This window comes from Pararhizobium sp. LjRoot255 (assembly GCF_964252905.1).
Classification (GTDB): Bacteria; Pseudomonadota; Alphaproteobacteria; order Rhizobiales; family Rhizobiaceae; genus Pararhizobium.
This window is the reverse complement of the sequence record NZ_CAXUPQ020000002.1, coordinates 664,089-687,319: the sequence shown is the minus strand read 5'-3', so window position 1 is coordinate 687,319 and position 23,231 is coordinate 664,089. Positions and strand designations below refer to the sequence as shown.

The window sequence follows — 23,231 nt, the reverse complement described above, 5'->3', positions numbered from 1 at the left end:
AGGACAAGGGATGCCCGATTTGTTACGCAAGCCTTTCGGCACGCATGGCAAAGTCCACGAGATCCTGCCCCAGGTGGCAGGCTGGCGCTATGTCGGCTTTTCGCTCTATCGGCTCAGACCAGGTGAGGTTGCCGAGGAGGCAACGGGCGAGCGCGAGGTCATTCTCGTTATGGTCGAAGGCAAGGCGGCCTTGCATGCCGCCGGACAGGATTGGGGTATACTGGGCGAGCGGATGAACGTCTTCGAGAAGACGCCGCCGCACTGCCTCTATGTGCCGAACGGCGAGGATTGGCGCGCTGTCGCGGACACAGAGTGCACGATTGCGGTTTGCTCCGCGCCCGGAAAGGGCGGACACGCTGCGCGACGGATCGGTCCCGACGGGATTTCGCTGACGGCACGCGGCAAGGGAGCCAATACGCGCCACATCAACAATATCGCAATGGAGAACGAAGACTATTGCGACAGTCTTCTGGTCACAGAGGTCTTCACACCCGCCGGCCACTGGTCGTCCTATCCAAGCCATCGCCACGACGAGGACGACTTCCCGCGTATCACCTACCTGGAGGAGACATATTACCACCGGCTGAACCCGGCGGCAGGCTTCGGCGTCCAGCGCGTCTACACCGATGACGGACTGCTCGACGAGACAATGGCGGTAAAGGATCATGATGTCGTCCTGGTGCCGCGCGGCCATCACCCCTGCGGCGCGCCTTATGGCTTTGAGATGTACTACCTCAACGTCATGGCTGGCCCCTTGCGGAAGTGGCGGTTCGTGCCCGCACCGGAGGTCGAATGGATCATGGAGCGGGACGCAAAATGATCAGCCGGGCAATCAACCAGAAAACAGCTCGCCACCTGACCTATGAAGCTTTTCTGGATCTGGCACGGAATCTCGATTGCGCAGGGGTCGAGCCCCGGAACGATCTCGGCCGCCCGCTGTTTGATGGTATTTCTCCGAGCCGCGCCGGTGTTATGGCGCGACAGAGGGGACTGCGACTATTGGGGCTTAGCGAAGTCTATCCCTTCAACGACTGGTCGGAGGAGCGCGCCAACGCCATTGAGGCGCTGATAGCCGCAGCCATCGAAAGCGGGGCCGAAACCATCAGCCTCATCCCACGGGTCGATGGCGATGGAGCGGAAGATGGCGTGCGGCAAAGAGTGCTGCGCGAGGTTATGTGTGAAGTCCTGCCGATGCTGGACGGGCATGGGATCGTGGCACTCATCGAGCCCATCGGCTTTGCCGCTTCGTCGCTCAAACACAAGGTGGAGCTGGTCGATGCCACCGAGGCGGTCGGCGGACCAACGAAATTCAAACTGGTACACGATACGTTTCAACATACGATCGCCGGTGGTGGTCCAATCTTTCCGGATTACACCGCAATGGTTCATGTTTCGGGAATCGCCGATCCCTTGCCTGCGCTTGACGACAAGCTTGATGCTCATCGCGGCCTTGTCGATGGCGGCGATCGCTGTGGGACCATTGATCAGATCGCTGCCTTCATCGAGGCAGGGTACCAGGGGTCATTTTCATTCGAATGTACGAGTGCTGCGGTTCGAGGCAGCAAGTCCCTCGAAAACGACATTCGTCGGTCTTTCGATTTCATTGAGAGGTCGCTGGCTTTGAGATGAAGGACCTGTCCGATCGTTCCCGACTGTTTCTCCTGAGGAGAGTGTAATGCCGCTGCTAAAGTTTCATCTCTACAAAGGCCGTTCACCTGAGGAAATAGGTTTGCTGCTGGATGCGGCTCACGAAGCTATGGTCCTGTCGTTTGGGGTGCCGACCGGCGATCGTTACCAGGTCGTATCGGAGTATGAGCCTTCTCATATGCAAGCGTTAGATACCGGCCTTGGCATTCCGCGGACCGCAGATTTCGTGCTTCTCGAAGTTGTGACGAGGCCCCGCGGGCGAGATGCGAAGGTAGCGTTCTATCAAACCCTCTGCTCAGCCCTGGAGAGCAAATGCGGCGTGATATCCTCCGATGTCATGGTGTCCTTCACCGAAAATGGTGACGAGGACTGGTCGTTCGGACATGGCCGCGCTCAGTTTCTGACGGGCGAGCTCAGAGACGTTTCCACCTACATTTGAACGGAATTAAACGATGGGACTCATAAGCCTACGTCAGCTTCTCGATCATGCCGCAGAAAATGGCTATGCCTTGCCTGCGTTCAATGTGAACAATCTCGAATATGTTCAGGCCGTGATGCGCTCCAACGGATCATGCTGGAAGAGAGTGATGTGACGCGTGGGCTGGTTGGCCGTTATGTCGAGACCTATGCCTTCGCTGATGGCCGGCTGGAGGTGCGCTGGAAGGGGCATTCCCTGTCCTATCGGGTGTTTGACAAGGACCAGCGGGTGACGCATGCGGCGATCACCGAGAACAAGCGGCTCGGCGACGTTCTTGCCTATATCAAAGAGCGTCAGGATAAGCAGACGAAGCCGGACGTGAAGACGAACAGCGAGAAGATTGGCTACAAACCACGTGGCCGCAAGCCAGGCAAGCGGACGGATTTCATGAACGATCCTGCGGTCATTGCCCGACGGCGACAAGCGCTCGAACGCCTTGAAGCAGCGAAGCGATAAAGCTCTGCAGTCAAGGGGAGAATTTCTTCTAATAGGCTATATAAATGAATCTCATATGAGGTTTCTGGAGCGGAGATTTTTGTGTGGACGTAGCGCTGATCAACATCATCGGTTTTTGTTTTTTTGTAGGTGCGGGAGCCTTCATCGGGACTGTTGGACATCTCGTCGTTAAAGACTTGCCTTTGATGCAACGCGATCCGAACTATATGTCTTTTTTCTTCTCCGAGAGAAAAACCCACGCAAGATTGCTAATCACTTTTGGCCTGCTCGACGCGGTCCTCTTCATCACCGTATTCGCCCTCATCGGGATTCGTGACAGTCATCTATGAAGGCATAAAGGCTCTGTCATCGGGACATGAGAACCGTGACGAGGTAGGTGCAATGTCAAAGCTAAAGCCGATCAGTGGATATCCACCCGCCCCGATCCGTCCTTGCAACACGGACCAGCCGGTCTGATCGGGGCTGGTCGTCATCGAGCGACCTCATAAAAATGACTGCGCAAAGGTAGTTCGTTTCAGCGTAACTTGCTCGGAGCGACTCCATAACGTGCCCGAAATGCTGTTGCGAAATGCGCTGAATCGGAAAAACCGGTCTCGAAGGCGATGGAGGTCATCGGCATCATGCTATTTTCCACCAGGAAGCGGGCATATCGCAATCGTGTTTCCAGAATGAAGCGCTTCGGCGTCATGTGAGTGTGTTGTTGAAAGAGGCGTGCGAACTGGCGATGTGACAATCCGACCGCCTGGGCCGCCTGTTCCGGTGAGACGCCGCGGCCTTTCCTGCTCTCGATCAGGACGACGGCGCGCTGGATTCGTGAATCTGCGACATTGCGATAGGCCGTCGCCCTTTCATGGTCGAAGGCGCTCATGCTTTTCTGTTCGCTCAAGGAAAGCTGATGCACCACCTTGGCCGCCCGGTCCGGTCCACAATGGGTGCGGATCAGGTCGGTCATCAGGGAGAGCACCGATATGCCGCCCGGCACTGTGATGCGCCCCTTGTCGATCAGGAAATCGTCGCGTGTGGAAAAGGCGAGCCGCGGAAAAGCCATGCGGAAGTCTTCGGCATGAAAGGGATGGATCGAAGCCTTATGGCCGGTCAAAAGTCCTTCCTGCGCAAGCACGAAGACCCCGGTGCAGACGCCGATGATCGGCACGCCGGCCGAGGCCGCGACCCGCAGATAGTCGCGGTGCCTGGAGGAGGCAGCGCGCAGGTGCGGCAGAAGCCCTCCGATCACCACGATGTAGTCGAAGTCGGTCGGATTGACGTAGGATGCGTCCGCTTGGACACGAATGCCGCAGCTTGCCACCGCTGAATGGCCGGGTTCCCCCATGATCGACCAGCGGCAATAGAGCGGACGTGAATTGTCGGCGAAATCGGCTGCGTGGCGCAGCGGCTCGACGATGCCGGTCAGCGACATCATCGGAAAGGTCGGCCAGAGAAGAATGCCGATCGTCAAATCCGGCTTGCGATCACGGGCCGTCAGCAGCCGTTCCTTCCACAGCCCGTCCAGCCAATGGACATAGTCCTCGCCGCCTTCATTCGACATGTCTGTCTCTGGAACCATCAGTCTCTCCATCGCAGTCGCATGACGCCGGCGTCAATTTTTCAAAGATTATGTCTGATTTTTAAAATTCAGCCAGTGATTTTGCTGCCAAAGTTTGTCCTGTCGAACAAGACAATCCGGCGGCAAACCTCCGGATCGGGGAACCAGAAACAGGGATACGAACGATGAAACTTTCTCTCTCGAGAAGGCTGGTGATGCACGCCCTTCTGGCTGCGACCACGGGCCTGTCCGTATTTTCGCCAGCCGGCGCCTTCGAGCTTGCCCAGGAAGCCAAGCTGACCGTTGCCTTTACCGGCGACATGCCAGGCTCCGGCTGGCAGGACGGCAAGATGATCGGTTATGACGGCGAGATCATGCAGCGGATTGCGGAAAAGCTCGGCCTGAAGATCGAGCCCGCGCTGATGGAATGGTCGGGCACGATCGCCTCCGTCGAGGCCGGCCGCGTCGATGTCATGCTCGGAACCATGGGCTGGACCGAGAAGCGCACCAAGATCATGACCTTGTCCGAGCCGATCCACTATTTCAAGAACGGCATAATGCAGTCGACGAAGACCAATTGGGACAAGCTTTCCGATCTCGAGGGCAAGAAGGTCGGCACCATCACGGGCTTTTCCTTCGTACCGGAATTGAAGGCGATCAAGGGACTTGAGCTGTCGCTCTATGATACCTCCGATGCTGCGGTGAGAGACCTAATCGCCGGACGCATCGATGCCGTGATCGGAGATCCGCCCGTCGTGTCCTACGCAATCAAACAGAACCCCGACTGGAACATGCAGTTCTTCGCCTTCACCGACACCAATCCGGACTTTCCGCTGCTGACCGGTCTGGGCCAGGTTGTCTACGGCTTCAACAAGAAGAACGACGACCTGCGCCAGAAGATGGACGCGATCATCGCAGAGATGTGGAAGACCTGTGAGATGAAGGAAATCGGCCAGCGTTACGGCCTTTCCGCCGATGTCTGGTACCAACCAGCCGGTGAAAACTTCCGCGCCGGCGTCGATCGCCCGGCAGACTACAAGCTGCCCTCCTGCGCTGCAGGCGGCTGAGTCACCGTCATCTTAAGGGCTGCCGGTTCGGCGGCCCTCTCCATCCTGAAAGACGAAAGCCAACAGACGAGGAATGGTGATGGACGCGCTATTGAGTGTCGCGGGCCTGCGCAAGAGCTATGGGTCGGTCGAGGTGCTGAAGGGCATCGATTTCTCGGTCAAGGCCGGTGAGAAGATCGCCCTGATCGGGCCGTCAGGATCGGGCAAGTCGACGTGCCTGCGCTGCATGAATTTTCTGGAGACGCCGACGGAGGGAGAGATCCTGCTTGATGGCGAGCGGATCGGCATGCGCAACGGCCGTATGATGAGCGACCGGCGGCTCGCGCCGCAACGCGCCGAGATGGGTATGGTCTTTCAGCTCTTCAATCTCTGGCCACATCTGACCGTCACGGAGAATGTGGCCATCGCTGCGCGCAAGGTGCGCGGCCTTGCCCACAAGGAGGCCCGGGAACTGGCGCTGGACATGCTGGCCAAGGTTCACATGACGCATCGTGCCGACGCCTCGCCGCTGGAACTGTCCGGTGGCCAGCAGCAGCGCGTCGCCATTGCCCGCGCGCTCGCCCAGAAACCGAAGCTGATGCTTTTTGACGAGCCGACATCGGCGCTCGATCCGGAACTTGTTTGCGAGGTGCTGAACGTCATCGAGGAACTGGCGGGCGAGGGGCGCACCATGCTCCTTGTCACGCATGAGATCGCCTTTGCCCGGGATGTCGCCGACCGCGTGATGTTTCTGGATGGCGGCGTGATCGTGGAGGAAGGGCCGGCCAGCGCGGTTATCAATACGCCGCGCGAGGAGCGAACCCGCAGTTTCCTGAAGCAGATCAGGCATTGAGGATGTCCCATGCCTGATTTCGAGACCTTCCGCCTTGTTCTTGAAGGCCTGGTTGCGGGCCTTGGCGTCACCGTGCTTGTGGCCCTGTCGTCGCTTGCAATCGGCCTCGCCCTCGGCTTTGCACTTTCCCTTGTCCGGGAATTTACCCGAACAAGGGCGGTGCATTTCGCCATCGATGCCTATGTCGAGCTTTTGCGGAACATCCCGGCGCTGACGCACCTGTTCATCCTGTATTTTGGCCTCGCCAGCCTCGGTCTCAGGCTATCCTCGATCGCGGCGGCGATCCTTGGCCTCGGGCTGATCGGCGCTGCCGTGACCTGCGATATTTTCCGCGCCGGCTTTCGGTCGCTGCCGAAAGGCCAGGTGGAAGCCAGCTTTGCCGTTGGCCTGACGCCGAGGCAGACGATCGTCTCCATCCTCACGCCGCAGGCGATGCGCATCGCGCTTCCTGGGCTTGGCAACTATGCTGTGCAGCTCGTCAAGGATACCTCGGTCGTCTCGGCAATCGCGGCCCCCGAGATCATGTTCTTTGCCCGCTCCATGGTCACCTCATCGTTCCAGACAACACTGATCTACGCGACGGCTGCAGGTCTCTACCTGTTGCTGAGCCTGCCTTTGATGCAGTGCGTACGAGTTCTGGAATCTCACTATGGAAAGCTCAAGGGATGACCGGATTTCTACAACCCTATTTCGAGTATGGCGGCGAATGGTGGCCGCTTCTGGCCGAGGCGATGTTGAACACCGCCCTGCTTTCGGTCGCCGGGTTCTTCCTTTCGGTGGTTCTCGGCCTTCCTTTACTCCTGTGCCAGATGTCCGGCTCGGTCGTGCTGCGCGGTTTTGCAGCGCTCTATGTCACCACCGTGCGCGGCGTGCCGCTGCTTGCCATCCTGTTCCTGCTCTATTTCGGCTTGCCGGGCGTGGGCATCACCTTCAATGCCTTTACGGCGGCGATCCTTGGGCTCTCCCTGTGTTTTGCCGCCCAGGTGTCCGAGCTGTTCCGGGCCGGTCTGAAGGCGATCCCGAAAGGGCAGCGCGAGGCGGCACTGGCAGCCGGGTTTACACCGGCACAGTGTTTCACCTTCATCATCCTGCCCCAGGTCGTGCGCGTCATCCTCTCGCCGATGATCGTGACCTTCGTCTCGCTGCTCAAGGATTCCTCCCTTGCCTCGTTGATCACCGTGAACGAATTGGTTCTGACGGGACGCGCCATGGCGACCGAATATTTCCTGCCGCTGCAGATCTATATCGCGGTCGGCCTTTGTTACTTCATGATCGGTTGGCCATTTTCCGTCCTCTCCCGGCGGCTTTCCGCGCCCGCCGCCCGCTAAAATTTCAGAAGAAAGTCACATCCATGGATACGCAACCGAAAGGCGGCGGTGAAAGCCGCGTCCATACCACTGCCGACGCCGGTCATGCACGCCCCCCGGTGATCTTGATCACGCCCGACCTCTGCACAGAAGACTTAGCCGAAACCGAGCACCAATATGTGGTGCGCACCAACTATGCCGAAGCGATCAAGGAGGCCGGTGGGCTTGCGCTGATCCTGCCATATCATCTGGACCATATGGTCGCGGCCTTGGCACTTTGCGATGGCGTCCTGGTCACCGGAGCCCAGCCGGGTGCAGAGGTCGCAAAACAGCGCAGCGCCTTCGAGCGAGCGCTTGTTAATCAGGCGTTGGTAGAGGGAAAGCCTCTGCTTGGAATCTGCCATGGAATGCAGTTGATCGGCGAACATCTCGGCGGCTCGTTTGCAAAAGACCTCCCTGATCTGGCAACGGGGACGACGGCGCATCTGCCTTATGCGGTGCCGGATCGCCTTGCGCACGAAATCGCGATCACACCAGGAAGCCTGCTTGCTGAGTGGCACGGCGGAACGACGGCTGAGGTCAACAGCCTGCACCGTCATGCGCTCACGGGCGCAGGCAAGTTCAATGTGCTTGCCAGCGCTCCTGATGGGGTAACCGAAGCCTTTGAAGCCTTGGGCGACACTTTCTGTCTGGGCGTGCAATGGCATCCTGAATATAGGCTGACAGAGCTCGACCGTCAGATCCTGAAAGGCTTCGTGGCGAAATGCGCGGAGCGCGGAACGCTAGTTATGCCGCAGCCCTCGAGCCACAATGCTTTCATCAAGGCGCGTCTCGATGAACTCGGATTGGCCCTGCCGGAGGCTTCCTTGCCGCCCGGTGCTTTTGTCGGGGCGATCCGAACGGGCAATATCGTTAGCGTGTCAGGCCAGGTGTCGCTTCGTGATGGTCAGGTTGTTTGCACCGGCCACGTGGGGGGCGAGGTTTCGATCGATCAAGCACGCGACAGCGCGCGCTGGGCCTTGCTGAATGCGCTTGCACAACTGGAAAAGATTGCCGGTGGATTGGATCGTGTCACGAGCTTTGTAAGGCTTGCAGGCTATGTTTCTGCCACGCCGGATTTCATGCGCCATGGCCTGGTGGTCGATGGAGCCTCGGAATTGCTGCGCGATCTCTTTCCCGATCGCTGGATGCATGCGCGGGTTGCCATCGGAGTCTCCTCGCTGCCGCGCGGGGTGCCCGTGGAGATCGAATTGTCCGCTGTTGTCACAGAAGGTCAGTGAGATGAAGCGTGTTGTTGTCGTCGGTGCCGGTGTCGTCGGTGTGGCCTCGGCCTATCTGCTGTGCCGGGCGGGTTACGCAGTCACCCTTGTCGATCGGAACCATGGACCTGCCGAAGGCACGAGCCGTGCGAACGGAGCCCAACTGAGCTATGCCTATGGCGACGCCCTTGGTTCGCCATCGCTGCTGCGGCATCTGCCGGAGATCCTGATGGGGCGAGATCCGGCCTATCGCATCCGTTTGCAGACGGACCCTGAATTCCTGATCTGGGGTCTTCGTTTCCTGGCCGAAAGCCTACCGGGCCGCTCCCTGGCCAATACGCGCCATTTGCTGGATTTGGCGTCTGCGACACGGCAGCTGCTGGAAGGTGTCCTGGCAGAGTTCGATCTGTCGTTCGACTACCAGGTCTCGGGCAAGATGATCCTCTACCCGACCGCGCAAGCCTTTGAGAGTGGTGCGAATGCTCATCGACTGAAACGATCGATGGGAATCCGGCAGGAGCTGCTGGATCGAGGTCAGGCAACGGCGATAGAGCCCGCCCTCGCACTTTATCCCGATCCCATCGATCGTGTTATGTACAGTCCCGACGATGCAGCAGGCCGGCCCGACCGGTTCTGCGCCGCATTGGTCGATGGACTTGTCCAGCACTATGGTTTGCAAACGGTGTTCGACCAGGAGGTTCGAAGCATCCGCAGTCACAAGGGGCAGGTCACCGGGTTGTCCTTCGCTGCGCGCGAGCCTCTTGATTGCGATCTGGTGGTCATCACGACTGGGTCCTCAACCGATTTACTGTCTTTCGCGGACCGCCGGTTCGGCGCCATCTGGCCGGTGCAGGGTTATTCGATGACAGCCGTGGCGCTGCCGGCAGCGATGCAGGTTTCAATCACGGATCTCAAGCGCAAGATCGTCTTTGCCCGACTTGGAGACGAGGTGCGGATCGCAGGCCTTGCGGATATAGGTGCGAAGCGCTTCCGCTTTTCAAGGGACCGGTTCGATCTCTTTCAATCCGCCTCCATCGAGGCCTTCGGCGGTACGTTCGAACACCAGGGCAGTGATTTGGGCGCATGGTCCGGGGCCAGACCCTGCACGCCATCGTCGCGGCCCATTATTCAACCCGGGAGGGTGAAAGGGCTCTATCTCAATCTCGGTCACGGCACGCTTGGCTGGACGCTCTGCCTCGGATCGGCGCAACATCTTCTCGAACTGGTGGCAGGCGATGAAAGCGGCTGAGCCCGCCTGTCGAACGCATGAGCCACACTCGTATTTGATCTGAGTTATTGGTCATGATGGCGACCAGAGCCGCCAAGGGAACCTGCGACACGGTCGCCATCGACGAGGTATTGGCTAGGTCAATCTGTTCGAGGGGGCGAGCCGCGTTGGCTGTGGTCCCTTCGCGTCAATCGTTCGGCCAGGATGGCGGCCTGCGTACGCGTCGTCACGCCAAGCTTGCGCAGGATCGTCGAGACATGAACCTTGATCGTCTGTTCGGCAACGCGCAGTTCCCCAGCGATCTGTTTGTTGAGCTTTCCCTCCACCAGCCTGGCGAGAATGCGCAACTGCTGTGGTGTCAGCGAGGCGAAGCGACGGGGTGTGTCGTCGTCATCGTCCGGCATCGCCGCGGGATCGAGCGGAAAGGGTGACCAGATCTCACCATTGAGGATGAGCAGGATGGCTTTGGCCATTTGTCTCAGGTCGATCGACTTCGGGATGTAGCCCGAGGCGCCGTAGGCAAGCTCCCGCTGCACCGTCACGGGGTCCTGCTCGGCCGAGAGGATAGCGACCGGCACAGTCGGAAATTCGGCCTGAAGCAGGAACAGGCCGGTGAACCCAATACTGCCCGGCATGTTGAGATCGAGTAGCACCAGATCGAGAGGTTCGTCCGCTGTCCGGATGACGTCGGCAACCTCGTCCAGGGTCCCGGCAGAGAGCACTTTCAGCCCGGGGATGACCTGGGTGAGGGCTCCTTCCAAGGCGGCCTGCACGAGCGGATGATCGTCGCCAATGAGAATCGTGCTGTCGGGTGTCATTGGGAAGGTCCCTTGTCCTGTTTTTCCGAAGGAGTGGCCGACTTGAGAGCCACGGACGTCACAAAGCGGCGCAGAGCCGCCGGTTTGATCGGCTTAAACAGGATCTCGCAGCCCATGTTTTTCGCACGGGCTGCGATTGCCTCGTCGCGCGCGGCGGTGACAAGCAGTGCAGGCGTATCCGCGTGAAAGACTCTACGCAGGTTTTCAAGGAGGTCGAGGCCGTTGGCGCCGCCATCCAGGTGAAGGTCGAGAATGAACAGATCGGGCGGTGGAGTGGCATGCGCCAGAGCCTCCTGCGGACCGGTTGCACGGAAAACCTCATGGCCCCATTCGCTGAAACTGGCCTGCAAACCATCGAGCACATTCGCTTCGTTGTCGACGCAGAGAATGCGCAGGCTTCGGTTTGTCTTGCGCTCCTCCCTGCGCTGCGCGGGCGCGACAGCCGGATCGGCATTCGGGGCGACCGGAATTTCAATGTAAAAGCAACTCCCTTTACCGGGCTGAGATCTTAGCCCGATCGCCACACCGAGGAGGCGCGAAACACGTTCGACAATGGCGAGCCCGAGACCCAACCCCCTGTCGGCATGGTCCTGGCCCGTGTCGAGGCGCTGAAACTCCCCGAATATCTCCTTTTGCTTGTCGGAAGGCACGCCTATTCCCGTGTCCCAAACCTCGACACGCATCACGTTGCCTCTCCTGCGTCCGCCGATCATAATGCGGCCAGTCCGGGTATAGCGGATGGCGTTGGAAAGGAAATTTTGCAGGACTCGCCGCACGAGACGTGAATCCGAGCGGACGAAAATCCTGCGCTTGACCACCGAGAGCCGAAGTCCCTTGCGCTGTGCCACAGGCATGAATTCGGTCGCCAGTTGCTGCAAGAGGTCATCCATGTCGAAAGTGCCGATATCCGGCTTCATGGCGCCGGAATCGAGCGCCGAAATATCCAGAAGCCCATCAAGCAACTGCTCGGTTGAACTGAGGGAGCCTGCAGCGCCCGCCGTGTAGCGATCGGCATCGGCCCGGGCTGCTGCATCCTCGATCCCGCGGTTCAAGCGCTCTTGAAGCGCGGATACAAACAGGCGCGCGGCGCTCAGTGGCTGAAGCAGATCGTGGCTGGCAGCGGCGAGGAAGCGCGTCTTGGAAGCATTCGCCTGCTCGGCTTCCGCCTTGGCCAGTTCCAGTGCCTCGGTGCGCTCGCGAACGCGCAGTTCGAGCGTCTCGTTGGCCTCGCGCAGAGCCTCGGCGGCGCGGTGCCGCTCGGTCACATCCAGGAAGGTCGCCACGAAACCGCCGCCCGGCATTCGGTCGAAGGTGATTTCAAGGACCGTCCCATCCGGGCGATGCCGTTCATAGATATAGGGCCATGTCTGTCCCGCTATATCCCGGTTGACGAGAAGAGCCGGGAAGTCCTGGGCCCGATATTCGCCTCGCTCCACATTGAAAGCGATGAGATCCGCCAAGGGCAAGCCGATGCGCATCAGATGGTCCGGCAGCGCAAGCAGTTCGACAAACCGGCTGTTCCACGCTGCGATTGTGAGATCCTCGTCCATGACGCAAATTCCCTGCCGTACCGATTCCAGGGTTGCTTCCAGCAGTTTGCGGTTGAATTGCAGTGCTTCGGATGCCTCGTCCAGCATGGCCATGGCAGCTCCGCGCGACAGGGAAGCGCTCTGCAGCGAAGCGGCCATGATGACGCGGGCGGAAGCTCCTCCGATAGCGCCCGCAATGAGATTTTCTACAAAGCGGACGGCGTCGAGATCGGCGAGACCGCTATTGTCGAGGATCGGCGGGCGGCCGTTGCGGCGTGCCGACACATAGGTATCGAAGGCCTCCGCTCCTTGAATGTTTCCCGCAAATCGAATGGCCAGTTCGCGTAGGTCTTCCAGTGTCGTAATCGTGCGGCGCCGCGCCACTGAGGCGTGCGCATCCGGAACGGGATCGGTAAAGGCGCGCGCCTGGGTTTGCTCGGCCGCCGTCGGACGCGCCAACAGGGAGATGGAGACAAAGAGGGTGAGGTTCGCAAACAGCGACCAGAGCGTCGCATGGGAAATGGGGTCCCATTCAAGCCCGAATAAGGCCTGCGGACGCAGCCAGCCGATAGTCCATGGACCATCGGCAAGAAAATGCCCCGGCATCTCAAGGATGGGGGCCATCGATGGCAGGACCAGCGTATAAAACCAGACGGCGAGCCCGCCAGTCATGCCCGCAAGTGCGCCGGTCTTGTTGGCGCGCGGCCAGAAAAGACCGGCAAGGAAGGCCGGTCCGAACTGCGCCACGCCCACGAAGGACAAAAGGCCCATGATTGTCAGCGGGAAGCGCTGATCGACGAGACGGTGGCTGAGAAAGGCAAGAAGCAGAATGACGACGACGGCGATCCGCCGGGTGCGCAACAGCAGTGTTCCCACATTGTCCAATGTATTGAAACCGTTGTTGCGCAAGACGACCGGCATGACGACGTCGTTGCAGAGCATCGTGCTCAGCGAGACGGCGGCGACGATGATCATGCCGGTTGCTGCGGAGACCCCGCCGATGAACGCCACGAACGCCATGATGTCTGATCCGGCGGCAAGCGGCAGGCGGATCATATAGGTATCTGGATTGACGTCCGGACCGAGAATGGAAAGGCCGGCAATGGCGAGCGGCAGCATGAAAATGCTGAGGATCAGGAGGTAGAGCGGATACATCCACGCGGACGGTCGAGCATCCCTCGCGTTCTCGATCTCGACGAAGGCGACATGAAAGGTGTGCGGCAGGCATAGAAACGCAAACAGCGATATGACGGTATTGGTGATCCAGGTGGGATGGGTAAAGTCCACCTCCATCACGTGTGAGAGGCGTGCGTCCGTCACGGCCTGAGACAAAAGCGTGCCGGGTCCGCCGGCGATGCCATAGACGATGAAGACAGCAACGATCACGAAAGTCGCGATCTTCACTAGGCTTTCAAAGGCAATCGCCAGCATTAGTCCGCGATGATGCTCACGGGCATGGATGTGCCTGACGCCGAACACGATGCTGAAAAGCGCCATGGATGCCGCTACCCAGAAGGCGGTGTCCTGCCAGAAGGGAGCATTGATCCCGGTGCTTGCGATCGCCTCGGTCAGAACGTCAAAGCTTGCGGCGACGGCTTTCAGCTGCAGGGCGATGTAGGGCAGCATGACGAAGAGGGCCGCGAGGGTGACGAACGCCGCGACGGCTTGGCTCTTGCCGTAACGCGCGGCAATGAAATCTGCGATGGAAGTGACGTTCTGCGTCTGACTGAGCGAGACGATGCGCCGGATCACCGGTTGACCGAAGATCAGCAGAAGGGTTGGAGCCAGGTAGATCGGCAAAAAATCGATGCCCGTCCGGGATGCCCGTCCCACCGATCCATAAAAACTCCAGGAGGTGTTGTAGATGGCCAGCGTCAACGCGTAGGCAACTGCGGCTCGCGCTGTGCCGTACGGGAGGAAGGGGTTGTTCCTGCTTACCCGATCACCCAGCCACGCGATGGCAAACAAGAGCACGAGATAAAGGGACGCAAATCCGATAACTGACAGGCCGCTCAAGGTAATTTTCCTGGTAGAGAAGCCAATTCAGCAACTTGCCTTGAAACTGACGGATCGGAGGGCGTTCTTCAATATAACCGAAAGTAAGGGGGTGACGAAGCGAAAGTATGGGTGCCCCAGCGGTGATAAGCCCAATAGCCTCGCCCGCGCACTGCCATGCCATGGCAAAAAGTGCATAGGGAGAGAGTTCATGGCTACAAGTAGTTTCAATAAGCCACGGAGGGCGTCCGCAGTCCTGCCGTGGATTTGCGTTGCCTCGATTGGTGCTGCCGCCTTCGGTGTCGTCGCCCTCAATCGAGGAGAGACCATCAACGCGGTCTGGCTGGTGATTAGCGCCGTCTGCGTCTATCTAATCGCGTACCGTTTCTATTCGCTGTTCATCGCGGATCGAGTCTTGAAGCTCGATCCGGCCCGCGTCACGCCTGCGGCGCGACGCAATGACGGCCTCGACTACGTGCCCACTGACCGGAATGTCCTATTCGGGCATCACTTCGCCGCCATTGCCGGCGCAGGGCCGCTCGTCGGGCCGGTGCTTGCAGCGCAGATGGGCTATCTGCCCGGCACGCTCTGGATCCTTGCTGGCGTCGTTTTCGCAGGTGCGGTCCAGGACTTCGTAATCCTGTTCCTTTCGACCCGGCGTGACGGCCGTTCGCTTGGAGACATCATCAAGTCCGAAATGGGGCCGATCCCTGGCTTGATCGCCATGTTCGGCATTCTGATGATCATGGTGATCCTGCTCGCGGTTCTGGCCCTGATCGTCGTTAAGGCGCTTGCTGACAGCCCCTGGGGAACCTTCACCGTCTTCGCGACGATTCCAATCGCCATGCTGATGGGTGTCTATAGCCGCTATATTCGTCCGGGAAAGATTGCCGAGATGTCCGTCATCGGTTTCGTGCTTCTCATGGCGTCTATCTTTGCAGGCCAACCGATCAGTGAAAGTGCAGTACTGGCGCCGCTCTTCACCTACAAGGGAGAAACGCTGGCGTTGATGCTCATCGGCTATGGGTTCATTGCGGCAGTTCTGCCGGTCTGGCTGGTGCTGGCGCCGCGCGACTATCTGTCGACCTTTCTGAAAATCGGCACGATCATCGGGTTGGCGATCGGCATTCTCGTGGTAATGCCGCCTTTGAAAATGCCGGCAATCAGTCGTTTCATCGACGGAACCGGGCCGGTGTTCGCTGGATCCCTGTTTCCGTTCCTGTTCATTACCATCGCCTGTGGCGCTGTCTCGGGATTCCATTCGCTGATCTCATCCGGCACCACCCCCAAAATGCTGGCGAATGAGAGCGAAGCCCGTTTCATCGGCTATGGCGCGATGCTGATGGAATCCTTCGTTGCCATCATGGCGCTCATTGCCGCCTGCGTGCTTGAACCCGGCATCTATTTTGCAATGAATTCGCCGGCCGCTCTTATCGGCACCACCGCCGACAGCGCGGCACAGGCGATTTCCGCCTGGGGTTTCGTCATCACTCCTGATGCGCTGACGCAGATGGCGGGCGATGTGGGCGAAAAGACGATCCTGTCGCGGGCTGGCGGCGCGCCGACGCTTGCCGTCGGCATGTCGCAGATTCTGTCCGGCGTCATCGGCGGCAAGGCGATGATGGGCTTCTGGTATCATTTTGCCATCTTGTTCGAGGCCTTGTTCATCCTGACGACGGTTGATGCCGGCACGCGTGTCGCCCGCTTCATGATCCAGGATCTCGCAGGGACATTCGTTCCGGCCATGAAGGCGACGAATTCCTGGGCAGCCAATCTGATTGCGACCACTCTGGCGGTCGGGGCCTGGGGCTACTTCCTCTATCAGGGCGTGGTCGATCCGCTCGGCGGCATCAACACACTCTGGCCGCTCTTTGGTATCGCAAACCAGATGCTGGCAGCGATCGCTCTGACCTTGGGCACGGTGGTTCTTGTGAAGATGAAACGAGAGCGCTACATCTGGGTAACGCTCATTCCGACCGCCTGGCTTACCCTGTGCACGCTGACCGCCGGCTGGCAGAAACTCTTCCACGACAATCCGAAGATCTCCTTCCTTGCCCATGCCGACCGTTTTGGCACGGCGCTGGCGGAGGGTACTGTGCTTGCACCGGCCAAGACCCTCGAGCAGATGCAGCGCATCGTTGTCAACGACTATGTCGATGCCGCGCTATGTGCTGCCTTCATGGCTGTCGTCATATCGATGCTCGTCTTTGGCGTGACGACCATTGTGAAAGCGCTCCGCAACAAGACAGCGACGATGCTGGAGGTGGACAATGGTCTGCACGATCTGCAACCTGCCGAGTGAACTCGGCAGGTTCGGCCAGCGTCTTAGCCAAGCTGCCCGACTGATGATCGGCGTGCCCGATTATCAAACCTATGTGGCGCATCGCCAGACGACGCATCCGGACGAACCGGTCATGTCGGAGGCGGAATTCTTCCGAGAACGCCAGGACGCCAGATTTGGCGTGGGCACGTCAGGACGGGTTTTCCGCTGCTGCTAGATTGTCAGCCAAGATAAAGCTGTCGAAACGCCGGGCCTGACGCAAGCTGTGTAGAAGAGTGGACAAATGATCTCCCGATCCAATGGCGCAGCCATCCAGAATCTGCTCGCCTTGGCATTGGCTGCCGTCGGGCTCATGTTTGCCGCGGTGTTCCTGGGCGTGGTCGACCTACCCATGTCGGAAATCGCCGCCGCATTAACCGGAAACGGTTCGGCGGATGCTGATCTAATTATCATGACCATCCGCATTCCGCGCATCCTGACGGGCATGCTCGCGGGTATTCACTTCGCCATCGCCGGCACGCTGTTGCAGACGATCACCCGAAATCCCCTGGCCGATCCGACGATCATGGGGATCTCGCAAGGGGCGACCCTCTCGGTCACAACCTTCCTCTTCTTCGCAGTCTACCGTTTCAACTCGGATTCCAACACGTTGTACGCGCTGCCGGTTTCCTGGTTGCCATTGATCGGCTGCTTTGGCGGATTGCTGGCAGGCGCCGCGATCTACGGTCTTGCGATCGGCAAGCGGATGGCGGCGCTGCAGTTGACGCTCTGCGGTATTGCGATCGCTGCGTTTCTTCACGCCATTGCCATGGGCATCGTGGTCGGCTGGGGCAGTGCGCGCTTCGAGATCGTCATGCAATGGCTCTCGGGCAGCCTTTATGCCAGGGGCTGGGAGCACGTGGTCTTCCTGTTTCCCTTCACGACCGCCGGGCTTGTCGTTCTGCCCTTCCTCCATCGCCCCTTGCAGATGCTGCGGTTCGATGAGGATGTGGCTCGGTCCTTCGGGCTTTCCTACAGGCTGCATTTCAGCGTCGCGCTCGGCGTTGCCTGCATTCCGTGGGGGCGGTTGGCCCATTGATCTTCGTCGGGCTCGTCGTGCCGCATCTGGCGCGCTTCATGGCCGGGCGCCATTTCGCGCTCGTCCTGCCACTGGCAGCCCTGATCGGCGCGACGCTGGTGACCGGCGCGGATCTTGTCGGACGCCTCGTGGGCGGACCGGAAGAAATTCCGATCGGTGTCGTTACGGCTTTCGCCGGGGCGCCATTCCTGCTTTTCGTGCTTCGCCGTTATCGATGAGATCGCCATGTTTCTGAAAGCATGTGACATCACCGTGAGATATGGAGCGAACGTAGCGCTCGACAGCTTCTCGATTGACATCAGGGCGGGCGAAATCATCTGCCTGATCGGGCCGAACGGTTCTGGAAAGAGCACGGCCCTGCATGCCCTCGCAGGCCTTGCCGTGCCCGACGACGGCACTGTCAGCCTTGAGGAACGCCCGATCGCCCGCTGGAAACGGCGGGATCTTGCCAAGCGCCTATCCTTCCTGCCGCAGAATCCGCAGTCTCCGGAGAACACGACGGTCGAACAGCTCGTGCGACAGGGGAGGTTCGCCCATCTGGGTTTGTTCCAGGCCTTTTCCGCCAGGGATCGTCAGGCCGTGGAGTGGGCGATGGAGCAAACGGATCTCGTGGCGTTCGCCGATCGCGACCTGTCGGAACTTTCTGGTGGCGAACGACAGCGCGCCTGGATCGCGACGGCCCTTGCCCAGGAAGCAGACATCCTGCTGCTCGATGAGCCCACATCTTTTCTCGACATCGGTCACCAGATCGAAGTCTTGCAACTACTCGATCGGTTGAGCAAGGAACGCGGAATGGCGGTCGTCATGGCGATCCACGACCTCAACCACGCGATGGCGCTGGCTGATCGCATTGTGCTTTTGTCTGCAGGACGTCAGGTGTTCGCAGGGAATAGCGCGGATCTTGCTGCAAGCGCCCATCTCCAGTCGGTGTTCAAGATCCACGGCACATTCGAGACGACCGGGCCGGCAGACGAAGCGTATTTCCGCGTTCCACTCCGGAGTACTGGCCCGTAGGTTTCATGAGCTTCGCAAACCAACCTGTGGCCGAGGCTGTCGTAAGATAGGTGGCCCGTTTTTCGGTCGGGCGATCATCCCGGTGATCGCCGACGACGCCGAAACGGTCGGTGAACCATGACGCCATGCCTGCGGCGACGATAAGCAGAATAAACAACGGCTTCGTCAAATACTTAAGCGAGAAGATCGTGAGAGCAGCGATGAACAGCAAGCTCATCACTGCATAGAGCGTGAGTATCGGCCATGGGGCGATCAACAAATACGCTGAAAAGCGATCATCGTTCATCTGGAACGGAAGCGAGGAACGCGTCCACGAATTGCAACGGCGGCGCGAAACTTCAGGGATGGCTGACCAGCGGTCAAGCTTAGCCAAAGCGGCGATCTTGGCCGAGCTCGTAGCTCACTCTTTGTCCCTCTCTGAGTGAACTGGCGCCCTGCAACGCAGACACGTGCACGAACACGTCATCTCCACCATTCTCGGGTGTAATAAAGCCAAATCCTTTGTCGTCGTTGAAAAACTTAACGGTGCCAGTGGGCATAGCAACTCCTCGTGGTTTCCGCGGCTGCTAGCCGCAATGAAGAAAGGTATAACTCGACAGTTTCATCTGCAACATGTCCGTGCCTAAGTATCTGAGGTCTGGACTGCTGAATGAACTGCTCATGTGCTCATGTAGCCGGCGAAGTGGTTCCGTTTTTTGCCGTTAGGTGGACCCTTTGGGACGGCCTGCAGGAACGCGCCACCAGTCCGCGCACGGCAGCAGGTGACGTCCCAATTCCCGCCCATCGGCTGCAGACATGGCTGCTTGAATTTGGTGGGATAGGCGGTCAGTGGATTGATAGAAATCCCGCTTCTGCTGAGATAGCGCATAGCCAAGACGAAGGTCGACCGTGCCGGGCGAGGGTAGAGACGTAACACCCCAATCAATTCCGTCAGGCAGGAAATTGCTCTAGAAGTGCGCAGGCGCTGGCCGCGGCGGGTCCGCGTTATCTTCAGGCTGCTATCCGGTGTATCGTCGATCCTCGTCCATGTGAGGCTCCATTCGTCGCTCCCGCCTTCATTGTGGGTATAGTGCCCATGGTCGGGGATTTCGCCACCCGGCATGACGAACGCGGGCGGCGCCAGTCCCGGAAGTCCAAGGACGCGCAGCACGTCGTATAACCCCGCCAGCGTTGTGACGTGCCTGCTGTCCTCGCCGCCACGATACTTGATTGTTCAGGCGTAGTGCGTCATGCGCCTTCACCTAACCTCATCGGTCGGATGCTTGTGCAAAAATAGGCGGGCATCCAGGATTGGCTCTTCAGCCGGGTCCGGATCCTCCGCATAGGCGTGGCGAAGGTTCCGGAGAACTTCCTCCATCGCGTCCATGACCTCGACCGTCCCCCAACCGCGCATATTGGCTGTGTCGACGATGTCCTGCATGTCGCGTTCAATCGTCTCTTGACAGGAGAGAGACCGGTCCGGGTGGCTGACTTCATATTTCGGCGCTGGCATTGTCATTAGTGCCTCCTGTCGCCCTAGAACTTGAGGATGGCCTAATTTGTTCCTTTGAACCAGATCGCTCAGTTTCGCGGGTAGGATCGCCCATCCCAATAGTCAGGGGCCAGGTGCTCGGCGCAGCGCCATTCGGTGATCCCGTGGCCGCGCTCTTTGCCGAACGCCCCACTTCACGCAGCCATGATAATCGCAGCAATGATCGAAGTGCAAAGGCACCGTCGGCGGTGGGCTGGTCCGCTCGTCAGACATGTCATCCTCCTGACGGCAGCAGGACCATGCGGTCTTCGGGCAAGGCCCGCTGCAGAACCTTTGCCACGTCCCACGGTGCGGTAAGCCAGGTCTCGATTTCGTCGCTCTCGGTCAGCAAGACCGGCATGGCCTTCTGATGGATCGGCTCGACGACCGCGTTCGGTGTTGTCGTCAGGAATGCGAACAAGTCGGCCGTGATGAGGCCTTCCTTGATCTTGCGGACGCTTTCCCATTGCGGCACCCAGATGCCGGCGAAGAACATCAGCGGCCGCTCGGGGCTCTTAGCGAACCACGCATTTGGGGTTCTTTCGCCTTCGACCTTGTTGGCGGGGTCCGGTTCGGCAAAACTGGTGATCGGCACGACACAGCGGTTGTCGACGCTCAGCCAGCGTTTCCAATGCATGCTCGCCGTATTGCGGACATTTGTGGTGCCACCGTCCGGTTCCACCTTCAACAGCTGTTGGAAGTCGACGTCAATGCCTTTGGTCCGAATCTTATTGGCTCGTTTCATCGCCGCTTCGAACAGCGCCTGGCTTGAGCTCGGCAGCCCCCACCGCACCATCGCTAGCTCGCGCCCGGCCAGCGTATTGCGCACGATCGGCGCCATGCGGTCGGGCCAGACCTCGATCTCCGGTTCCATGTTGCCGATGCTGTCGACCATTGCGCGCGTGGCGCCGCGGATCTCCTCCTGGCTGGTATAGACCCGATACAGATTACACATTCCGCGCTCCCTAAAGCGTGATGTCTTCCCAGACCGGCTTTTGTACCGTCCTGATCTCGACCAGTTTGCGCACCGTCATACCGACGCGTTCACGCGCCGAAGGCGTCTCGAGATCGGCGCTCATGTAATCCCGTTTCCCGCATTTCGAGCAATGGAAATTCGCCTGAATATTCAGGAAGGGGACGTCTCCGAGAACTTTGATCAAATCGTCGGGGTCATAACGATGTGTCACTCTGCAGTGCTGGCAGGTGATCTTGATGAATTGACCGAGCTCCACCGCCGCCGACATCGTGGGAAGATGCCTGGCGATGCTCGGATGCATTCGACCGGTCTGGGGTCCTTTCCTCATCGCGCCAGCTTCCTGAGAAACAGCCGGTTGCCGACGCGATTGCCGCAAGGTGGGCGGCAGCGAAGGCGCATCGGCAGCGTATCCAGTTCGACGTTCTTGCCGAATCGACGCCCGACTGCGCGCCGGTCCAGCTCGTCCTCGTGGCCGCATGCGCCGCACCGGGCGACAATTACGAACCATTCCGGAAGGGCGCTCAACGTCTCGTAATCGAACTGCGGCCAGACGCTCGGCGCCAGCTCTATGCTTCTGTCGTGCCGCATGACGGTCAGTCCCGGTCAAAGCTCGGTGTCCAGCCGCGGGTAAAGCCGATGCTCATACCCATCCGTGTCAATGCCAGCTGCTGACGCAGATACCGGCAATCCTCCAACAAGGTGCGCACGGCCGCGTCGGCATCGCCGTCGTGATAGCGGAGAACGTCGTCGAACTCCGCCTCCGGCGAGGGTGTAGCGGGTTCATCGGGTAACGCTTTGAGCGGGCGCATAGCTTCTCCTCTCCACCGTGCATGGCCCAGCGGACGATATGCATCACATTTCAGATTGGCGGCTGCGGCGCCGCATTTGTTCTTATTATGTTCTCATGCGAGGGATAGTCAAGAGCACCCGAACAGCCGAGCCATCTGCATCACGAGGGCGGCGGGAATGGCGATCCGCGACACCGATGATTAGGTGGAAGTTATGGAATGGCTCGCCCTCCCTCCTACATCACGTGTGTTGGAATGTGGTTTTCACCAAGGAGCAAAGCGATGCAGATAGCCGTACTTGGAATCGATCTTGGAAAGAACAGTTGCAGTGTCGTGGGACTGGACGGACGGGGCCAAGTCGTGCTTCGGCGGCGATTGCGCCGTGAAGGTGTCATCAAACTGGGATTAACCCTTCCATCGTGTGTCATGGCAATGGAAGCGTGCTGTGGCGCCCATCATCTTGGTCGGCAACTGAGATCCCAGGGTCACGACATTCGACTGATGTCGCCCGAATATGTGCGCCCCTATATCAAGGCCCAGAAGAACGATGATCGTGATGCGGAGGGAATAGCAGAAGCAGCCACGCGGCCAACTATGCGTTTCGTTGAGGTCAAGGAAGAAGAGCAGTTGGATATGCAGAACCTTCATCGCGCTCGTGATCGGGTTGTTGGTGAGCGAACTGCTCTGATCAACCAATTGCGGGCAATTCTCTTGGAGCGCGGGATTATCGTTCCTCAAGGCCGTCGTAGGCTGGAGAACTGGCTTCACTTGGCAATGAGCGAGGGGACGCTTGCGCTCAGTCCCAGAATGATGGTCCTTATCGAAGACATGCGGACACAGTGGAGCGAGATGGACCGCCGCATTACGGCTTTTGACGAAGAATTCAAAGCTTATGCCCGGTCTGATCAAGCATGCAGACTTTTGACGAGCATTCCTGGTATTGGGCCGCTCAACGCCACTGCGCTGACGGCAATGATTGGGAACGCCGGAACCTTCGGGCGCGGCAGAGATCTCGCGGCCTGGCTCGGATTGGTGCCGCGGCAAATGACAACTGGGGGCAAGCCTAAATTGTTGGGCATCACCAAACGAGGAAGCGGATACTTGCGAAAGATGCTCATTCACGGCGCCCGTGCCGCGCTGCCAGCGATTTCCAAATCCGCAACGTCTCTTGGCGAATGGTTGCGGGGACTACTCGGCCGTGCTCATAAGAACAAAGTCATTGTCGCGCTTGCCGCCAAATTGGCGCGGATTGCAGGGGCTATTTTACAAAGCGGCCGCCCCTTTAGTAGCGAGAGTTTAGAGCCGTAGAGACAAGCATAGTCGAACAAAACGGCTCAGTCGCCACCGGCGGACGCTGTCGAAATATCTGCATGTGGTTGTGAAAGATGGCCTGACTGTCGATCGGTTTTCCGAAACCTGGTTAAA

The 23,231-nt window shown here is 59.3% G+C and carries 25 protein-coding genes and 3 pseudogenes; 17 read left to right on the top strand and 11 right to left on the bottom strand.

Features of this window, described 5'->3' with window-relative positions; genetic code table 11:
- Positions 1 to 10 precede the first annotated feature (10 nt).
- The 6 genes and pseudogenes from iolB (at position 11) to ACSQ2W_RS22350 (ending at position 2,910) form a co-directional block, all read left to right on the top strand.
- Positions 11 to 820 carry a 5-deoxy-glucuronate isomerase gene (iolB, locus tag ACSQ2W_RS22375; protein ID WP_436088364.1) on the top strand — a complete coding sequence of 270 codons (810 nt, stop codon included), beginning with the start codon at positions 11 to 13 and terminating at the stop codon, positions 818 to 820.
- Positions 817 to 1,629 carry a TIM barrel protein gene (locus ACSQ2W_RS22370; RefSeq protein WP_436088363.1) on the top strand — a complete coding sequence of 271 codons (813 nt, stop codon included), beginning with the start codon at positions 817 to 819 and terminating at the stop codon, positions 1,627 to 1,629. The genes iolB and ACSQ2W_RS22370 overlap by 4 nt, the downstream gene beginning before the upstream one ends.
- Before the next feature lie 46 nt (positions 1,630 to 1,675).
- Positions 1,676 to 2,086, top strand: coding sequence for a tautomerase family protein (locus tag ACSQ2W_RS22365; RefSeq protein ID WP_436088362.1), 411 nt, complete (start codon positions 1,676 to 1,678; stop codon positions 2,084 to 2,086).
- Between the two features lie 13 nt (positions 2,087 to 2,099).
- Positions 2,100 to 2,210, top strand: a pseudogene (locus tag ACSQ2W_RS22360) (class II fructose-bisphosphate aldolase); the annotation flags it as partial.
- Positions 2,210 to 2,581: pseudogene (locus ACSQ2W_RS22355) on the top strand (ISNCY family transposase); the annotation flags it as partial. The pseudogenes ACSQ2W_RS22360 and ACSQ2W_RS22355, both read left to right, overlap by 1 nt.
- A gap of 83 nt (positions 2,582 to 2,664) precedes the next feature.
- Positions 2,665 to 2,910: a hypothetical protein gene (locus ACSQ2W_RS22350; RefSeq protein WP_436088361.1), complete on the top strand. Its 246-nt coding sequence runs from the start codon at positions 2,665 to 2,667 to the stop codon at positions 2,908 to 2,910.
- 185 nt (positions 2,911 to 3,095) lie between these two features.
- On the opposite strand, the gene ACSQ2W_RS22345 is transcribed toward ACSQ2W_RS22350, so the two are convergent.
- Positions 3,096 to 4,145: a GlxA family transcriptional regulator gene (locus ACSQ2W_RS22345; RefSeq protein WP_436088360.1), complete on the bottom strand. Its 1,050-nt coding sequence runs from the start codon at positions 4,143 to 4,145 to the stop codon at positions 3,096 to 3,098.
- Positions 4,146 to 4,309: 164 nt separating this feature from the next.
- Here ACSQ2W_RS22345 and ACSQ2W_RS22340 point away from each other — a divergent pair, with 164 nt between their 5' ends.
- The 6 genes from ACSQ2W_RS22340 (at position 4,310) to ACSQ2W_RS22315 (ending at position 9,838) form a co-directional block, all read left to right on the top strand.
- Positions 4,310 to 5,191, top strand: a complete 882-nt coding sequence (locus ACSQ2W_RS22340) for an ABC transporter substrate-binding protein (protein WP_436088359.1) — start codon at positions 4,310 to 4,312, stop codon at positions 5,189 to 5,191.
- A gap of 79 nt (positions 5,192 to 5,270) precedes the next feature.
- Positions 5,271 to 6,023 carry an amino acid ABC transporter ATP-binding protein gene (locus tag ACSQ2W_RS22335; protein ID WP_436088358.1) on the top strand — a complete coding sequence of 251 codons (753 nt, stop codon included), beginning with the start codon at positions 5,271 to 5,273 and terminating at the stop codon, positions 6,021 to 6,023.
- Between the two features lie 9 nt (positions 6,024 to 6,032).
- The gene (locus tag ACSQ2W_RS22330) at positions 6,033 to 6,692 is read left to right on the top strand and encodes an amino acid ABC transporter permease (RefSeq protein ID WP_436088357.1); all 660 of its coding nucleotides are present in this window, start codon (positions 6,033 to 6,035) and stop codon (positions 6,690 to 6,692) included.
- A complete protein-coding gene (locus ACSQ2W_RS22325) occupies positions 6,689 to 7,351 on the top strand; it encodes an amino acid ABC transporter permease (RefSeq protein ID WP_436088356.1) in 663 nt (220 codons plus the stop codon). Before ACSQ2W_RS22330 ends, ACSQ2W_RS22325 begins: the two co-directional genes overlap by 4 nt.
- A 23-nt stretch (positions 7,352 to 7,374) precedes the next feature.
- Entirely contained in the window at positions 7,375 to 8,610 is a 1,236-nt protein-coding gene (locus ACSQ2W_RS22320) for an Atu1372/SO_1960 family protein (protein ID WP_436088355.1), read from the top strand.
- A gap of 1 nt (position 8,611) precedes the next feature.
- Entirely contained in the window at positions 8,612 to 9,838 is a 1,227-nt protein-coding gene (locus ACSQ2W_RS22315) for an FAD-dependent oxidoreductase (RefSeq protein ID WP_436088354.1), read from the top strand.
- Between the two features lie 119 nt (positions 9,839 to 9,957).
- On the opposite strand, the gene ACSQ2W_RS22310 is transcribed toward ACSQ2W_RS22315, so the two are convergent.
- Entirely contained in the window at positions 9,958 to 10,635 is a 678-nt protein-coding gene (locus ACSQ2W_RS22310) for a response regulator (RefSeq protein ID WP_436088353.1), read from the bottom strand.
- Positions 10,632 to 14,180: a PAS-domain containing protein gene (locus ACSQ2W_RS22305; protein WP_436088352.1), complete on the bottom strand. Its 3,549-nt coding sequence runs from the start codon at positions 14,178 to 14,180 to the stop codon at positions 10,632 to 10,634. Before ACSQ2W_RS22305 ends, ACSQ2W_RS22310 begins: the two co-directional genes overlap by 4 nt.
- 190 nt (positions 14,181 to 14,370) lie before the next feature.
- Between ACSQ2W_RS22305 and ACSQ2W_RS22300 the strand changes: the two genes are divergently transcribed.
- The 4 genes and pseudogenes from ACSQ2W_RS22300 (at position 14,371) to ACSQ2W_RS22285 (ending at position 18,532) form a co-directional block, all read left to right on the top strand.
- Complete coding sequence (locus ACSQ2W_RS22300) at positions 14,371 to 16,461, top strand: carbon starvation CstA family protein (RefSeq protein WP_436088351.1); 2,091 nt, start codon at positions 14,371 to 14,373, stop codon at positions 16,459 to 16,461.
- Positions 16,430 to 16,657, top strand: a complete 228-nt coding sequence (locus ACSQ2W_RS22295) for a YbdD/YjiX family protein (RefSeq protein WP_436088350.1) — start codon at positions 16,430 to 16,432, stop codon at positions 16,655 to 16,657. The genes ACSQ2W_RS22300 and ACSQ2W_RS22295 overlap by 32 nt, the downstream gene beginning before the upstream one ends.
- 66 nt (positions 16,658 to 16,723) lie before the next feature.
- Positions 16,724 to 17,736 (top strand): annotated as a pseudogene (locus ACSQ2W_RS22290) (FecCD family ABC transporter permease).
- A gap of 7 nt (positions 17,737 to 17,743) precedes the next feature.
- On the top strand, positions 17,744 to 18,532 hold the full coding sequence (locus ACSQ2W_RS22285; protein ID WP_436088349.1) for an ABC transporter ATP-binding protein: 789 nt from the start codon (positions 17,744 to 17,746) through the stop codon (positions 18,530 to 18,532).
- Here ACSQ2W_RS22285 and ACSQ2W_RS22280 read toward each other — a convergent pair.
- The 8 genes from ACSQ2W_RS22280 to ACSQ2W_RS22245 form a co-directional block, all read right to left on the bottom strand.
- Positions 18,450 to 18,749, bottom strand: a complete 300-nt coding sequence (locus ACSQ2W_RS22280) for a phosphoethanolamine transferase domain-containing protein (RefSeq protein ID WP_436088974.1) — start codon at positions 18,747 to 18,749, stop codon at positions 18,450 to 18,452. The genes ACSQ2W_RS22285 and ACSQ2W_RS22280 overlap by 83 nt on opposite strands.
- Before the next feature lie 148 nt (positions 18,750 to 18,897).
- Positions 18,898 to 19,071, bottom strand: coding sequence for a cold-shock protein (locus ACSQ2W_RS22275; RefSeq protein WP_436088348.1), 174 nt, complete (start codon positions 19,069 to 19,071; stop codon positions 18,898 to 18,900).
- Between the two features lie 119 nt (positions 19,072 to 19,190).
- Entirely contained in the window at positions 19,191 to 19,682 is a 492-nt protein-coding gene (locus ACSQ2W_RS22270; protein WP_436088347.1) for a hypothetical protein, read from the bottom strand.
- Positions 19,683 to 19,769: 87 nt separating this feature from the next.
- A complete protein-coding gene (locus tag ACSQ2W_RS22265) occupies positions 19,770 to 20,030 on the bottom strand; it encodes a hypothetical protein (protein ID WP_436088346.1) in 261 nt (86 codons plus the stop codon).
- A gap of 247 nt (positions 20,031 to 20,277) precedes the next feature.
- Positions 20,278 to 20,997, bottom strand: coding sequence for an SOS response-associated peptidase (locus tag ACSQ2W_RS22260; protein ID WP_436088345.1), 720 nt, complete (start codon positions 20,995 to 20,997; stop codon positions 20,278 to 20,280).
- Positions 20,998 to 21,007: 10 nt separating this feature from the next.
- Positions 21,008 to 21,346 (bottom strand): hypothetical protein, encoded by a 339-nt coding sequence (locus ACSQ2W_RS22255; protein WP_436088344.1) that lies wholly within the window; start codon positions 21,344 to 21,346, stop codon positions 21,008 to 21,010.
- Positions 21,343 to 21,606, bottom strand: a complete 264-nt coding sequence (locus ACSQ2W_RS22250) for a hypothetical protein (RefSeq protein ID WP_436088343.1) — start codon at positions 21,604 to 21,606, stop codon at positions 21,343 to 21,345. The genes ACSQ2W_RS22255 and ACSQ2W_RS22250 overlap by 4 nt, the downstream gene beginning before the upstream one ends.
- Before the next feature lie 5 nt (positions 21,607 to 21,611).
- Complete coding sequence (locus tag ACSQ2W_RS22245; RefSeq protein WP_436088342.1) at positions 21,612 to 21,827, bottom strand: hypothetical protein; 216 nt, start codon at positions 21,825 to 21,827, stop codon at positions 21,612 to 21,614.
- Positions 21,828 to 22,088: 261 nt separating this feature from the next.
- On the opposite strand from ACSQ2W_RS22245, the gene ACSQ2W_RS22240 reads away from it, so the two are divergent.
- The gene (locus ACSQ2W_RS22240; RefSeq protein WP_436088341.1) at positions 22,089 to 23,114 is read left to right on the top strand and encodes an IS110 family transposase; all 1,026 of its coding nucleotides are present in this window, start codon (positions 22,089 to 22,091) and stop codon (positions 23,112 to 23,114) included.
- The last annotated feature ends 117 nt before the right edge of the window (positions 23,115 to 23,231 follow it).